We start from the raw sequence: 14,715 nt of genomic DNA, 5'->3' as shown, positions 1-14,715 counted from the left end.
CTGCCTAATTGCGATCGGCTGGATTGATCTTCGTTTTCCCTTGGGCGACCTGCTCGGCGAGAAACTGGGCCAAGGTATCGATCGTGAAATCGTCGATCCAGGGGTCGACGAACTGGCAACCGAGCCATTTCTCGAGTTCCCCGACCAGCACGAGAAATTGCATGGAGTCGAGCCCGACATCCATCAGCTTTTCATCGAAGCGGATCTTCGCCGGCTCGACCTGAAGGTGCTTGGCCAAATATGTCGCTACCCACTGACGAATCTCTTCGGCAGAACGAGGATTCGGGTTCGACGGCTCGGCAGCAGCGGTCATGGGCTTCTGTTTTCAGAGAAAGGAACGCGAACGGGCCTGGGCGAGTTGTAGATTATAGCGCAGCATGGTTTCCGACAACAAGGATGCCATTGTGAGGTCGCGTAACTGCTTCTTCAGCAAGAGGATGTCTTCCGCAGACCTGCGCGTATTACTACATCGCCCCTGGTAAAACCTTGGGCGCGATATAGACTGATTCGCAGTCTCGTGCCGAAAAACCATCGTATCGATTCGCTTGCGAGAAGCACTTTCGCCAGAAGACCGACGCCCGCTTCATGACGCAAAAAACCACTTCGGACCGCATTTCAGAGATCGCTACCAACGGCAACGGGCGCTATGCCTCGCGTCCCTTGCTGCTGATTCTGTTTCAACTGCTGCTGATCGTGCTGGTCGTCCGCGAGTTTGAAATTGAAAAGGGACGGGGCCTGGCCGAACTGCTTTACCTGGTGCTGGGGGGCTTTGTTCTTTATGCGATTTTGCCTCTGAGCATGCGTCTCCCCGGCTTCTTGCTGCTTTCACTCGTGGCATGTATCCAGGTGGTGGGCTGGATCGGAACGGCCTGGATTTGGGGTCTGGGCGGTGTGCTGATTGGTATCAGTCACTTGCCGATTCCGTTCTTCTTGCGTGCCCTGCTCCTGGTTGGCGGTGGCGCGACTTTGGCATGGTATCGATCGACCGAAGACCAATTGTTCTGGGCGATCCTGGGGTCGATGTTCATGTTTCGGCTGCTGGTCTACGTGCGGCAGCGAAATCGAACCTCGGCACCGCTTTCGATGCAGTTGTCGTACTTCTTCATGCTGCCCAACGCCAGCTTTCCGTTTTATCCGATCGTCGACTATCAAACGTTCTGCGATAGCTGGTTCAATCGGCCAGGCATTGAAATCGCCCAGCGCGGTATCAACTGGATTGCTCGCGGCTTGATGCACTTGCTGCTGTATCGCGGCATCAAATATTTCCTGCTACCTTCGCCCGAAGATGTCCGCACGGTCAGTGATGTGGGGCTGTTTCTGGTCACCAACTATATGTTGTATTTGCGGATCTCTGGCTCGTTTCACATCATCACCGGAATCTTGCATCTATTCGGCTTCAACCTTCCTCGCACACACGAGAACTACTTTCTGGCGTCCAGTTTCATCGATATCTGGCGTCGCATTAACATCTATTGGAAGGTCTTCCTTGAGCGTCAGTTCTTTTATCCCGCCTTCTTTCACCTGCGCCGTTTTGGCGATCGTGCGGCAATTGTCGGAGCGATTGCGTTTGTGTTCGTCGTAACGTGGGCACTGCATTCGTACCAGGTTTTCTGGCTGGTGGGTGAATTCCCGATCAGCATCAACGAAGCCGGCCTGTGGCTGATTGCCGGGATCGTTGTCGCCGTTAATGGTCTGCTCGACTACAACCGAGCGGCCCGGCCAGTCGCGAAGCCGATGACCGCTCCCCTGCTCCACTCGCTACGTCATTGCTTGCAAGTGATGGGCGTCTTCCTGACGGTCGCGACGTTTTGGGCCTGCTGGACCGTGCCTGGTTTCTTCCAGTGGATCGGTCTGCTGGCTTCAACGAATACCGACTTCTGGCAAGGTCTCGGCAGCGTGTGTCTGATCGTGGTGGCAACGATCGTCAGCGGAACCTTTCTGCACTGGCAGTGTGGCGGAAAGCTCGCAATGCAGGACAAGACTGCCGCATTTGCCACCACGGCCTGGCGAGCGCCCGCTGTGGTATCCGCGGCGATGGCTGCGTTGTTACTAATGGGAATGCCGTGGTTCGCGGATCAATTCGATCTGCGAACTCGCGAGAAAATCGTCAATATGCAGCGCGAAATGCTCACTGCTGCGGAAGTCTCGCGCGACGTCCAGGGTTATTACGAACAGTTGGCCAATGTCAACTTCCAATCCGATCCACTAGTCCGCGGAGGCAACCCGCGGCCGGCTGGTGAAGCGGTGATCTTCGAGGAGATTACTCGCCCTCGCGACGACTTGCTGGAAATGGAAATGATTCCAGGTTGGCGAGGCACATTGGTCGATAAACCGATTGAGATTAACAGCCATGGCATGCGGAACCCGCCGGTTTCCCACCGCAAAGCCCCCAACACGTATCGCGTTGCCGTGGTCGGTTCGAGCGTGACGATGGGCTATGGGGTCGAAGAACAAGAGACTTTCGTCCGCCTGCTTGAGCAGAAAATCAACGCGGCAATGCCGAAAGATGGGCCCCAGGTCGAACTACTAAACTTTGGCATCGGCCGATACTATGCGCTGCACACCGCTGCCGCGCTGCGAGCCAAAGTTTTCGACTTCCAGCCCGATGCCATTTGGTACGTTGCCCACCAGGGGGAATTTCAGGGACCACCACGCCACATCGCTCAGTTTCAACAGAAGGGACACGCGCTCCTTTATCCCTGTATCGACGAGATCCTTGACGAGGCTGGTATCACAAGCCAAACATCGCAGGGCGCGGTCGAAGTCTTGCTGCAAGCGCGTGCCGAAGCGATCACGGAATGCATCTATACCGGCATCAACCAAGACTGCCGAGAGCGTGAGATCTTGCCCGTCTGGATCTACCTGCCGATTCCCGAAATCCTGGAAGAAACCGCTTCCGACGATGCGATCGTCGGCGTGGCAAAGCGTTCGGGCATGGTCACCCTCGACTTGCGAAAGTGGTCCGAAGGAATTGACTCGACGACGTTGAAAATCGGATCGGCCGATCATCATCTAAATGCCATGGGGCATTCCGTGGCAGCTGAAGCAATCTGGCGGGCCATTCAATCGAAGCCGTCCGCACTGCCGGTTTTGCCAAGCGAGCGCCCTTAATCGCCCCCTCTTCAAGCGAAACGCTCTCTCCCTCTTTTGAGATGCGGTTGCGCAAATTTATATCACGTGTCGCATGCCTATGCATGCAGCTTGGGCAAAGCAACCCGTTCGTCTTACCAAGCACGGGCAAACCCATGAATTTTTACAGAGGCCAGTTCTAATCGACGAAACCTCTCCCAATGCTCCCTTGGGCGAATGTAGATTTCGCGGTAAAGACAGCTAAAAGGGCGTCCTACGGCACATGTGGACCGATTGGTGGGGAAGCCTTGAAGCGATTATCAATTCGTGCCATTGCAGTTGCTATTCTGCGCCATTTTGTTCATCTGGCATCTCAATTGCGACTCGACGTCAACCCTCAGGAGATTCTTTGCGGCCACGGCAGACGATCAATCCACTTACCGTCGCAAAGTTTGCCAGCTCAATGTCACGCATTCATTTCATCCCCCCATCTACGAAGGATCTACGAATGAACAACCGAAAAGGTTTCACACTTGTGGAACTTTTAGTGGTCATCGCCATCATCGGTGTCTTAATCGCCCTGTTGCTCCCGGCTGTGCAGCAAGCACGTGAAGCAGCTCGCCGTGCCCACTGCAACAACAACTTGAAGCAGATCGGCCTGGCGTGCCACATGTACCACGACACGCATCAGAAGCTTCCACCCAGCTTCATTGACGCTCACGACAAGTCGGGCTTTGCCTGGTCGTTTTTTGTGCTGCCTTACCTGGAACAAGACAACTTGTACCAGCGCGTCAATTCGTCGAAGAACACCTTTCAGGACATCCTGGATAACGATCTGGAAGTCGCTCAGACATCCCTTAACGCTTACCTCTGTCCATCCGATCCAGGCGGTAGCTTGAATGACAATCGTCCCTTCATGATCGATGGCAGCTCGCAAGACATCGCCAAGTCGAACTATCCAGGCTGTGCCGGCACGCTTGGTAGCAAGGGGATGCTCAGTGGCAAGATTGGCGTCAAGTTCAAAGAAGTAACCGACGGTCTAAGCAACACGATCATGGTCGGCGAACGTCGCAGCCCAGAAGCGGGTTATGCTTCGCTGTGGATGGGTGAACGCACTAAGCAAAGTGGGGACGGCATCGTCAACACCGATGCCATTCAGGGCTATGGCTCGTACCGCATTGGTGACGGCGAATCGGTGACTGCCGGCAAAAAGCCGGACACTGCGTTCTCGAGCATGCACCCAGGCGGCGTTCAGTTCGTCTTTGGGGATGGCTCGGTCCATTTCCTCAGTGAAAACATCGACTGGCTTCCATTCTCTGCGACGCTGAAGGAACAATTCGGTACGTTCAACAAGCTGTGTGCCATGTCGGACGGCCAGGCGATCGAAGAATTCTAAACTGTCGCAGTCCCTACGGGCCTGTTTACGCCAGGGCAGCAAATCTTCTGCGTGATGCTTCCCTCGTTGCTTCGACGAGAACATCACGCAGTTGCCATCGGCGGTTTTTCATCACCTATCGATTTCATTCACCGTTCCGAGGACACCATGCGCAACGACCACCAGCCGGAGCCTCCGCTGAAGTTTGTCGCTTACGTCTACGTAGCAGCCCTTCTGTTGATTCTCGGCTGCTACAACGATGGACTGAGCGATTACGAGCGGGCCGAGCAGAAGAAAACCCAGGCCAAAGATCAGCTCGAAGCGATCGGGGCGAAGTTTGAATTGAAGAACTTCCCCCAAGGCGATGCCTGGGCGATTGACCTCAGCGGCCAAACGCTGAACGACGAAACCTTTGAACAGCTTGCTTCGCTCGGCTACATCGTCGAGCTCGACTTGAGCAACACCAACTGCAACGACGATCATCTGGGCGTCATCAACGACACTTCGATTCGTTATGTGCTGATGAAACTCGACGTCAGCAACACCGAGATTTCGGATCACGGAATGGAAAAGCTCAAAGAAATGTATCTTCTGAAAAGCATGAACGTGAATGGAACCGACGTCACCAACAGCGGAATCAAAACGCTGAAGGATGCCTTTCCATTGGTTCAGGTTCAGAAATAAGAGGCCGTCGGCGCCGGGGCATATGCCGTCGCCGAATCCGACAGGTTCCGGTCTGACCGATCGTCAGGCCAGAACCTCGTTCGGAACTTGGTTGCTTTAAGCGACTCAGATCGTACTCGCCTGGTGGAAATCGATCTCATCCTGGCTCACTTCTTCCTCTTGCGGCATGGACATCTCGTTGCGAGGCAACGCGAGCGTAAACGAAGCACCTAAGCCGACACCTTCGCTCTGAACGGTTAATGAACCACCCAGTTCTTTTGCCGTTAGGGCCCCGCTATGCAGACCGAAGCCATGGCCATCTTTCTTGGTCGTAAAGCCATGCGTGAACATCTTCGGCATATGCTCCGGTGCGATGCCGACGCCATTGTCGATCACCTGCACCACCACGGTGTCAGCATCTCGGGCACGCACGCGAAGACGGATCCAGCGTTTGCCCTGGCATTTGCAGACCGACTGCTTGGCGTTCTTCACCAGGTTCACCAGGATTTGCAGAACCTTGTTCTTATCGGTAATCACCTGCGGTAGCATTTCGATTTCACGAATGATCTCGATCTCGTGCTTCTTCATCGACGCCTCGTTGATCTTCACGGCATCGTCAAGCAAACGTTCCAAATCGACTGGCTCTTGCAGGTTGGTCACCTTGGCAAACTGTTGTTGAGCATTCACGATCTGCTTGACGTGATCGACGTGACCATCGAGACACGTCAGTTCTTCCAACACTTCCTCGTTTTCTTTGCTCATCAGATCCGCCAGGCGGTCGAGGAACTCAGGTAGTTTCTTGCCGCGAGGATCGTTCGCGAAGAAAGCTCCTAAGTCGTCTTGATGTTCACCCATTAACTGACAGGCTTGCTTCAGTGCCGCCGCCCGACGCGTTTTCAACTTTCCAATCACAACTTGCGTCGAGACATTAATGCTGTTCAACACATTCCCCACGTTATGCAGCACGCTCGTCGCCATTTCAGCCATGCCCGCCTGGCGAGAAGCCGAAGCCAGTTCGCTGAACAGACGCTCACGCTCTTCCTGGGTCACTTTGTGACACTGGAACTCGCGTTGCAACTTTTGCTGCGTCACCGTCAGCACAATCTTTTCCTGATTCAGCTCGTGGGCGACGGTATCGAGTTCTTTCACCTGGTTACAAATATGGGTCGAAACTCGCTTGCCCATCTTCCAGAACACGATCGACAAGGCCAAGGCACACAAACAGATAATCGACCACACAATCACCACGGCACTCACGAAGTGGGTACCGAGTCGTTCCGACAGTAGCGCGCTGGCCTGATCGATTTGTTCCTGCTCGACATTCAGCGCGGCAATCGCATCTTGCAACTCTTGCAGCAATGCTCGCTTCTCACGCTGAAGATCGGTCAGTTGAGCCTGCAAAATGGCGAGGCCATTCTCCTGGGCGTTTCGGAGATCGCTATCCGGCGCACGCTCGAACAGTGATTGTTCAATTTCATAAACCAGTTCCCGCAGTTCCGGATTCATCACGCTCGATTTGATTCGCAACAATCGTGGACGAATCTGGTTCTGCACTCGGTCTTCCAACTCCGATCGGTCGACTTCCGCCGCCAACTGCAGAATTGCCAGTTGCAACTGAGCCAGGTCGCCTTCCAGATGCGAAGACCGCGAAGCTCGAATGGCCGACTTGGCCAACTGCGACACGTGCTCGAAGTTGTTTTCCGCTTGGGCGGCCTGGCGAAATTCAAGAATCGCATTGAGTCGCTCGTGCCCTTTCTCATGTTCGATCTCGGAACGCAACTCGCCGGTCAGATATTGAAGCCGATTCAACTTCTCTTCCGCGGCAAAGCGAGTCAGACGCTGCCGTAGTTGCCACTGCGATGTCCGATCATGCCAGGCACGCAAGCGGTTGGTCGAGATTTCGAGGTCCGATTCATGATCGGAAAGTGCTGACGAATGGGCTAAATCGTTGGCGCTCCGGGAAGCAGCTTCTAGTTCTTTCAACCACCGAGGACGAGCCTCGGTGCGGGGTAATTCGCCGACGTCCGCCAGCTTGGTAGTTGCGTCACGATTGATACCTACGAGCGCACGCTGAATGGAAATCCGGCAATTGAGCAAACGCGTTTCCAAGTGGGCCGAACTGGCATGGATCGAATAGGTGTACGCCACCAGCACAGTGATGATCCCAAGCATGCCAAAACCGGCGATCAGTGCCAATTGGCTCAATCTCCGGACACGCAATTGAGCCATTTCCGCCGAGTTCACTTTCGCTCCCGGACGTGACGATTTATTACTGATCATCCCCATCACTCCAGTTCATGGGAAGGATTTTCTGATCTCGAATGATCGTCGGCCAAACCATATTGCTGGCCTGATGATCGTTGCAGCTCAAGTGGAGTGGGACTCCCAGCCCGAGGTCGAAGTCACCCATCTGGTCGAAGGCCTCCACAATTTTCTCTCGGGTCAACCTACCTTCGATCGATTGCATCGACCGCAGCAACAAGCGGCCGGCGATGTACCCTTCCAGTGAACCGAACGAGAGTTGCTCGTCTGGCTGAAACTTCTGCATCGCCTGGCGATACTCGAGGGCGATGGGGGTATTACCCTCATAGTGCGGAACCACTTGCGTCACCACGACTCCCTCGCTTAGTGTGCCTAGCGCTTTGAGTAACGGATCGACGCCGACAAACGACACGTTCAAGAACCTGGGCTCGAAACCATTCGCCTTCGATAGTCGAATGAACTCGGCACAAGGCGCATACGCGCCGATCATGATCACGGCCTTCGGTGTGGGCGAATGAACCAGCAGATCGGCCAGCGCTGATTCGACGGCTTGCGAATTCCGTTCGTATCGACCATGGGCGATTTCGATCTGCGTGATCTCGGGACGAATGCTTTGAATTGCGGCTAGACCGCCGTAGTACCCATCGTCGCCATAGCTATCATCCTGAGTGAAGAAGGCGATCTCGCTCGGCTTAATCCCTGCCTGCACAAGCCCCTTCACCATCGCCGCCGTTTCTTCTGCATAGCTGGCGCGGTAGTTCACCACGTAACGATCGGGTGGCGATTTTCGTAACAAGCTCGCACCGGTGAACGGTGCCACAAACGGAATACGATGTTCATTCGCCAGAGGCACCGCCACAACCGCCGTCGGCGTACCGACGTTCCCAATGATCGCCATCACATTCTCATTACCAATCAACTGCACCATGTTGTTGCGACAGTTACGGGGCTCGTAGGCATCGTCCAAGGCAATCAACCGGACCATCCGACCATTCACGCCTCCCTGGTTGTTGATCTCTTGAAAGGCAGCATTCACCCCGGCGCGCATATCGAGCCCTAGCCTGGCGGTTGGCCCCGACAGAGCGGTCGACATACCGATCACGACATCGTCCTCGGCTTGGACCACAACGATCGGCATTGCCTGCCACATCACAGCGGTGACGATCGCAATCGAAAATAGATTCTGAAAGGCTCGGCAGTTCATTCTTACAGGTATCCAAAGGCTGATGGCCGCGGCTTACGCAGGCACAGGAGTTTCATCTTTCGACGTCGACACGGTCGTCTGACGCAATTCACGAATCTGGATGATCTTCTTGACGGGGCGCGATCGCTTAAACTCTTGCAGCCGCTCCAGAATCAAGGGGCTTACGTAGCGTCCGCGAGCCAGAAGGACCTCGCCATCTTCGGTGCAGAGATTCGATTCCAGTAGCATGCCGTCCTCGAGCTGACCAATATGAATCTCGCGAATGACGTAGTCGACACCGATCATCTCGCGCAGAAGTTCGAGGATATCAGGATCGTATTGCCCCTTCTTGCCGGACAATATCGCCACGGCACGACTCTCTTCCATGCCTGCTTCGGTTAAGGCATCAAAGTCGAGCAGTAGCTTTAAGACCCTCGCTCCAACTGGTATCGCTTCCCCCGATACGTTGTCCTTAGGAGAGCCGGTACCATCGAAAGCTTTCGCCTGGTAAGCGACAATTTTGGCGACGCTCTTCAGCCGTGGAATCTTGTTGATCAACCGGCTCGCCACGGCAGCCTGACTATCGAGCTGATCACGCTCGGCATTGGTTAACGACTCACCACTCGCGGCACGTACCAGAAGGGACTCTGGCACCGACATGCTTCCGATTGGAAACAACATCGCGGCCAACTCCACTTCCCAGGCCTCGACTTCTGGCATCAGCGGGGCGAAGCGTTTCGCCAAAGAGCGAATGCGGCCAGTGCGACCAAACGCGACCGGATTATTCAGCGAAAGCAACTCGGTCAGCACCCCCACACTGCCACCAAGTGTCTTCGTCAGTACACTTCGTTCCGATGTAATCAGGCGATACTGTTCGATTCCGGCGTCAATCAATGGCGTCAGTTTTTCGATCGGGCAAGGCTTGGTCGCGAACCGAAACACTTCGCCGCTGTTCACTGCTTCGATCGCCGTGGCCTGGCCGGCGTCGCCTGTTAACATGATCCGGATCGTGTCGCGATTCTGTTGCTTTGCCTGCGACAAGAACTCCGCCCCGTCCATTTCAGGCATCTGCATGTCCGAAACCACCACGGCAAACGGCCCTTGGTCGGCCATCATCGCCAATGCGTCTTCGCCACTGACCGCGGTGAAGACTTCGTACTTCTTTCGGAGTTGCCGGTTCAAACCTCGCAGCAAGTTGGGGTCGTCGTCGACAAACAGAACGCGCTTATTCATGTCGCCCCCCTTTGCTGACCATCACCCGAACGCGATCTCGCCATCGATCGATGTGATCAGCCAGGCCTAAACCATCCAGCCATTCGAGATCAAGTTGGGCATCGACTTCTATCGGATTCTGTAGCGTGGTTTCATTCACCAGCACGTTGGCCACATGGACCGCGACCAGCGGATTGAATTCTTCTGTCTCCATTTCACGCGGCTTGGCATGAAAGGCCACGGCCTCGACAATTGGTTGTGGCAATCCCCACAAAGCTAACAAGTGCGCCCCGACCAGAAGGTGCGTCGTACCAAAGTATTGGACTTCGGTCTCGTACAGGTCTTGCTTCCGTTCGACGACATCGCGATGCACTTGTTCGTAAGTATCTGGCATTCGTGAAGCGAGCAGTAGCTGCCCGACATCGTGCACGAAGCCAGCCATCTGCGAATCGTCGACTATTTGCTTAGGAGCCTCCAGATCTTCGGCGATCATCTCGGCGACCTGGCCAACAGCCATGGCGTGATCCGAGAAAGCCACCATCGAAAACGGACTCTCGTTCTTCACGTCGAACTGCGAGAAGATCCCCACGGTCAGCACCACCGGCCGCAAGACATTCAGTCCCAATAACGCCGCGGCCTGGGCTGGGCTTTCCACTCGGCGTTTTAAACTGAAGAAGGATGAGTTCACCAATTGCAATAGCTTGGTACTCATTGCCACATCTTGCGAGATCAGATCGGCGATCGTCCGCAGGCAGGCATCGGTCGACTGAAGCTCGTCCACCACCTTCGCGTAAATCTGCGGAGCGCTTGGCAAGCTTCGCGTTTGTGAGATCAACGCCTTCAACTTCTCGTTAGAAAGCCGGTCGCGTAGGGCACACGAGCGCGACACGGCCTGAAACAACTCGATCGGATCGCAAGGCTTGGTAAAGTATTGATGCGTTCGCGAAACGGAAAGCTGCAAGCTCTCTTCGTCCGACTGCCCCGAAAGCATCACTCGCACAATATCGGGATATTTGTCGCCAACATACTTCAGAAGCTGAGCCCCTGTGATGCGAGGCATTTGCATATCGGTGACGATGACATCGAGCTTTCGTTTTCGCAGAATCGAGACCGCTTCTTCCGCTCCGTTGGCGAACAGAAGTGCCCACTGGCCACGAAACTGGCGCAGCGTCCGGCGTAACCCGGACAGCACATTCGGCTCGTCATCGACGAAAAGAATCGTTCTCATCACACCCCTCCTAGACACTCATTCCACGAGTCCGGCGATCAGCGGACTCCACAGGCAGACGAATTCGGAAAGTCGTCCCTCGTCCTTGGGCGGTGAAAACTTCGATCGTGCCCCCATGTTTGTCAACGACCACGCTCCGAGCAATCGCTAAGCCTTGCCCGGTTCCCTTGCCGACCCCCTTGGTCGTGAAGAACGGATCGAAGATGCGATCTTGGATTTCAGCCGGGATGCCGGTCCCGGTATCGGTGAAATCGATCTGTGCCCAGCCATCGCCATATGAAGTTCGAATGGTGATCGTTCCCTTTTGCTTCGATTGCTTGCCGTTGGCTTCGGCAATCGCATGGGCCGCGTTGACGATCAAATTCAGAAAGACCTGGTTAAGCTTTCCGATCAGGCAAGGAATCCGAGGCATGTCTGCAGCGAAATCGGTCTGCACGTCCGCCACGTATTTCCATTCGTTACGCGACACGGTGATCGAAGTCGTCAACGCCGCGTGGATATCCACTAACTTCTTCTCTTCATCGCCAGGGTGCGAAAACTCTTTCATCGCCTGAACGATCGACGCCACACGGTTAATCCCATCAAGCGTTTGCGAGAACGTGTCTGGGGCTTCACTTAATATGAATTCGATATCGGAGTCTTCCAGAACCTTGCGAATATCTTTCACCAGGTCTGGCAGGTAATTTGTGCTTTCGCACGCCGCGTGCAACGACTGCAGTTTGTCGAGCGCCAACGTCAGGTCTTCAAACGAATCGCGAAGGAAACGAACATTGTCACCGACGTATTGCGTTGGTGTGTTGATCTCGTGAGCGATTCCGGCGGCAAGCTGGCCGACCGACTCCAGCTTCTGTGCCTGGGCCAGGTTACATTGCAATTGGCGATGTTCGGTCAAGTCGCGCACGATGGCAATAAAGAACTGCCTTTCACTGCTACGAAAATGCCCGACGGTCCATTGGGCAGGAAAGACCGATCGATTGACCCGCGTCGAATCGAGTTCGATCGATGCCGTCTTGCGGGATTCGGTCAGCTTGAAGGCGTCGCGCACGTTTGCGGCAGCGCAGGCATCCTGGTCGTGCAGCAAGGCTTGCACCTTGTTCCCCAGAACTTCCTTCACCTCGAAACCAAACAACTCGCAGGCGGCGTTGTTGACCGACTCGATGTTACCGTCGGCGTCAAACGTGATGATTCCGTCCGGGGCGGTATCCAGAATATTTCGTAGTCGCTGCTCGCGTTCTTTGAGGGCGATCGTTCCTTCATCGAGGCGATCTTCCAGTTCGCCCAGGTGAGCCCGCAGCTTTTCCGACAGCCGACGCTTCTCGACCAGGGCCGAGGCCATTTGGCAAACTTCAGCGTTATCGAATGGCTTCTTCAGCACCAACCAGCGATCGTTCGCTCCCAATCGCTCGACGACGTCCGACCACGAATAGTCGGCATAGGCGGTGCAGATCACGACATGCAATTGCGGGTCGACCTGCCAGAGATGCTCGATGGTTTCCAGGCCGTCCCAACCAGGCGGCATCCGCATGTCAACAAACGCCAATGAGAAAGGCGAGCCGTCACTGAGTGCCTGCTTTAGTTTCTCAAGACCTTCTTCCCCTTGCTGCGCGGCATCGAGTCGGAATCGAGGCTTGATTTCCGGCGACGACACTGGCACCCCGAAAAGCTCGGCGCTGAGATCCGACAAGGCGTTATCTGGTTCTTTATTCTCGAGTACCTTCCGAAAATCGGCATGGATCGCCGGATTGTCGTCGATCACAAGAATACGCGACAGCGTTTTCTCTTGTAAAACATCACTTGTCACTGGACCACCCCTTCCAGCTATTGGTTTTCTGCCTTTGATGACGACGTACCTCGTCATCAGTAAACGTAGTTCTGATTGCCTGACTTTCCGGCCTGACACCGTGCGGTATACCGAAGCCGAGAGGTTCGGCACGACCCTCCTGCAGGAGAACTCAACGTGCCTCCCATCGGTCGCAAGTCACGCGAAGTCAACAAGAACGGACGCACACTGCACTTGCAGGAAAACGGCCACGAACAGCACCGATGATCTAGCCAATTGACATCCGGAGCCCGGCCATCCACAACATTCCGGCGACACCCCAAAGAAAGTGCGCCCGCCGAGCCCCAGCCCACCGTAAGACAAGAAACAAAAAAACCGCATCGCTACGGCTTTGGCCTCCCCTTAGGAGACGATGGAACGAAGGCACAGATTACTACAGGAACACCTCTTGTACGGCACATACCACTCCGGTCGGCACGGCCCTACACCCGGTTCCTCCGACGGATACACTGGTAGGTGCTCCTGGTGCGGATATACATGACACCGACAAACGATAACCTCGCCAGGATTAAGACGACGACCGGATAATCCCGATCGGTGCCGGTAGCCTGGCATGGTGTTTTGTATGCGCCCCCTCGACCATCCGGCGATGGGAGAACAACGGCACAATGTCCAAGCCGCTAAAGATGAGTTATTGGACGCCTTGGGATGCCGAGGGAATCCGCGAATGGATACGGCAAGGGTATCCTCGAGGTGAATAACAATAACAACTTGGAGTTTGCAGAATCATAACGATGTCAAGCGAGAACATCATTCATCACATGGCGTGTGACATATCTCAGTGGATTACTGTGATTGTCCCGAACTGGCCATACCCTAACGAGCCAGCCGAAGAATACTTCGATGCGATTCGTGCTGCGTTTGGGGAAGCGCCCACTGAGGCATCTGTTATTGCTGCCTACAAATCTGGTGATGCAGCGGCGGCAATGCAACGCAGTCTGAATCAGGACTTGGAAACCGACCTTGTCTCCCCGAAAATTGCAAAGCAGTTGACGGAGAGAGTAATCATTAACAATTTTGGTCGGGACGCTTTGGCGTGAATATGACCAAATTGGTTCGGGTAGCCGGCTGATCCTTGGCGAAAGCTTCACGCTGGTGCTGTGGTAATCACGTGCCTACCACGCCCCGCACGGATCGGCCCGACGAAAGGCAAGTGAATCGTGGCGGACAGCTACGCCGACGAATCGCGGAAGTTCGCCCATACGATGGACGGTGCGAAACGCGAACTCAACCTGCCCACGAACAATCCGCCAAGCGCACGCACCTGCATGTCCGCACCCAACAGGCAGCGGTTCAAGCAGCCTGGACGTTGGCGTCTGCGGTCGCTCTGGGATTCTCTAAAATCAGGCCCGTGGCCTGAAAGTCGCGATGTTGCGATGAAGACGGCGTTCTTCCTGCCCTCTCCACTTCGTCGCAATCACATATAGAACGATGATTTACGAAAATCAGCGCATAAAAAAAGCCGCATCGCTGCGGCTTTAGGCACCCCCTAGGGGAGTCGAAGAAGATCCGTTTTTCTCGAGGAATTATGCCATTTCAGCTAAGACCAACGCAGAATCCGACGCAATCCTAAATGATAGGGCCCAACTTCGGTTCATATTCAACAAGTGGAGTCAACTTTCGGAAAAAGTAAAACTTAAAATCATGGAACTGATAGAAGAAACTGGCTCAGCTAGTTTACACAATTGCGACTAGTTAACCCGGCCCTTCTTGGCCGGTGCCTTCTCGGCCGGTGCCTTCTTGGCCCGTGCCTTCTTGGCCGGTGCCTTCTTGGCCGGTGCCTTCTTGGCCGGTGCCTTCTTGGCCGGTGCCTTCTTGGCCGGTGCCTTCTTGGCCGGTGCCTTCTTGGCCGGTGCCTTCTTGGCCGGTGCCTTCTTGGCCGG

Annotated in this window: 11 protein-coding genes; 4 read left to right on the top strand and 7 right to left on the bottom strand. The window is 55.0% G+C overall.

Annotated elements, in window-relative coordinates:
• Nucleotides 1-4: 4 nt before the first annotated feature.
• Complete coding sequence (locus tag AB1L30_RS03085) at nt 5-313, bottom strand: acyl carrier protein (protein WP_367011894.1); 309 nt, start codon at nt 311-313, stop codon at nt 5-7.
• A gap of 272 nt (nt 314-585) precedes the next feature.
• Between AB1L30_RS03085 and AB1L30_RS03080 the strand changes: the two genes are divergently transcribed.
• The 3 genes from AB1L30_RS03080 (at nt 586) to AB1L30_RS03070 (ending at nt 5,128) form a co-directional block, all read left to right on the top strand.
• Entirely contained in the window at nt 586-3,111 is a 2,526-nt protein-coding gene (locus AB1L30_RS03080; protein WP_367011893.1) for a hypothetical protein, read from the top strand.
• 466 nt (nt 3,112-3,577) lie between these two features.
• Nucleotides 3,578-4,465 carry a DUF1559 domain-containing protein gene (locus tag AB1L30_RS03075; protein ID WP_367011892.1) on the top strand — a complete coding sequence of 296 codons (888 nt, stop codon included), beginning with the start codon at nt 3,578-3,580 and terminating at the stop codon, nt 4,463-4,465.
• A gap of 147 nt (nt 4,466-4,612) precedes the next feature.
• Nucleotides 4,613-5,128: a hypothetical protein gene (locus AB1L30_RS03070; RefSeq protein ID WP_367011891.1), complete on the top strand. Its 516-nt coding sequence runs from the start codon at nt 4,613-4,615 to the stop codon at nt 5,126-5,128.
• A 105-nt stretch (nt 5,129-5,233) separates the two neighbouring features.
• Here the strand turns inward: AB1L30_RS03070 and AB1L30_RS03065 are convergent, their stop codons facing one another.
• The 5 genes from AB1L30_RS03065 to AB1L30_RS03045 are packed head-to-tail and all read right to left on the bottom strand — an operon-like array spanning nt 5,234 to nt 12,793.
• Nucleotides 5,234-7,387: an ATP-binding protein gene (locus AB1L30_RS03065; protein WP_367011890.1), complete on the bottom strand. Its 2,154-nt coding sequence runs from the start codon at nt 7,385-7,387 to the stop codon at nt 5,234-5,236.
• Nucleotides 7,377-8,573, bottom strand: coding sequence for an ABC transporter substrate-binding protein (locus tag AB1L30_RS03060; RefSeq protein WP_367011889.1), 1,197 nt, complete (start codon nt 8,571-8,573; stop codon nt 7,377-7,379). The genes AB1L30_RS03065 and AB1L30_RS03060 overlap by 11 nt, the downstream gene beginning before the upstream one ends.
• A 33-nt stretch (nt 8,574-8,606) precedes the next feature.
• A complete protein-coding gene (locus tag AB1L30_RS03055; protein ID WP_367011888.1) occupies nt 8,607-9,785 on the bottom strand; it encodes an HD domain-containing phosphohydrolase in 1,179 nt (392 codons plus the stop codon).
• Nucleotides 9,778-10,992 carry a response regulator gene (locus tag AB1L30_RS03050; protein WP_367011887.1) on the bottom strand — a complete coding sequence of 405 codons (1,215 nt, stop codon included), beginning with the start codon at nt 10,990-10,992 and terminating at the stop codon, nt 9,778-9,780. Before AB1L30_RS03050 ends, AB1L30_RS03055 begins: the two co-directional genes overlap by 8 nt.
• Before the next feature lie 10 nt (nt 10,993-11,002).
• Nucleotides 11,003-12,793 carry an ATP-binding protein gene (locus AB1L30_RS03045; protein WP_367011886.1) on the bottom strand — a complete coding sequence of 597 codons (1,791 nt, stop codon included), beginning with the start codon at nt 12,791-12,793 and terminating at the stop codon, nt 11,003-11,005.
• 773 nt (nt 12,794-13,566) lie between these two features.
• Between AB1L30_RS03045 and AB1L30_RS03040 the strand changes: the two genes are divergently transcribed.
• Entirely contained in the window at nt 13,567-13,872 is a 306-nt protein-coding gene (locus AB1L30_RS03040) for a hypothetical protein (RefSeq protein ID WP_367011885.1), read from the top strand.
• 651 nt (nt 13,873-14,523) lie between these two features.
• Here the strand turns inward: AB1L30_RS03040 and AB1L30_RS03035 are convergent.
• The coding region (locus AB1L30_RS03035) for a hypothetical protein (RefSeq protein ID WP_367011884.1) at nt 14,524-14,715 on the bottom strand (192 nt) is incomplete at its 5' end.

Source organism: Bremerella sp. JC817 (assembly GCF_040718835.1).
In the GTDB taxonomy this organism is placed as follows: domain Bacteria; phylum Planctomycetota; class Planctomycetia; order Pirellulales; family Pirellulaceae; genus Bremerella.
Note: the sequence above shows the minus strand (reverse complement) of the source record. Positions and strands in the feature narration are given on the sequence as shown.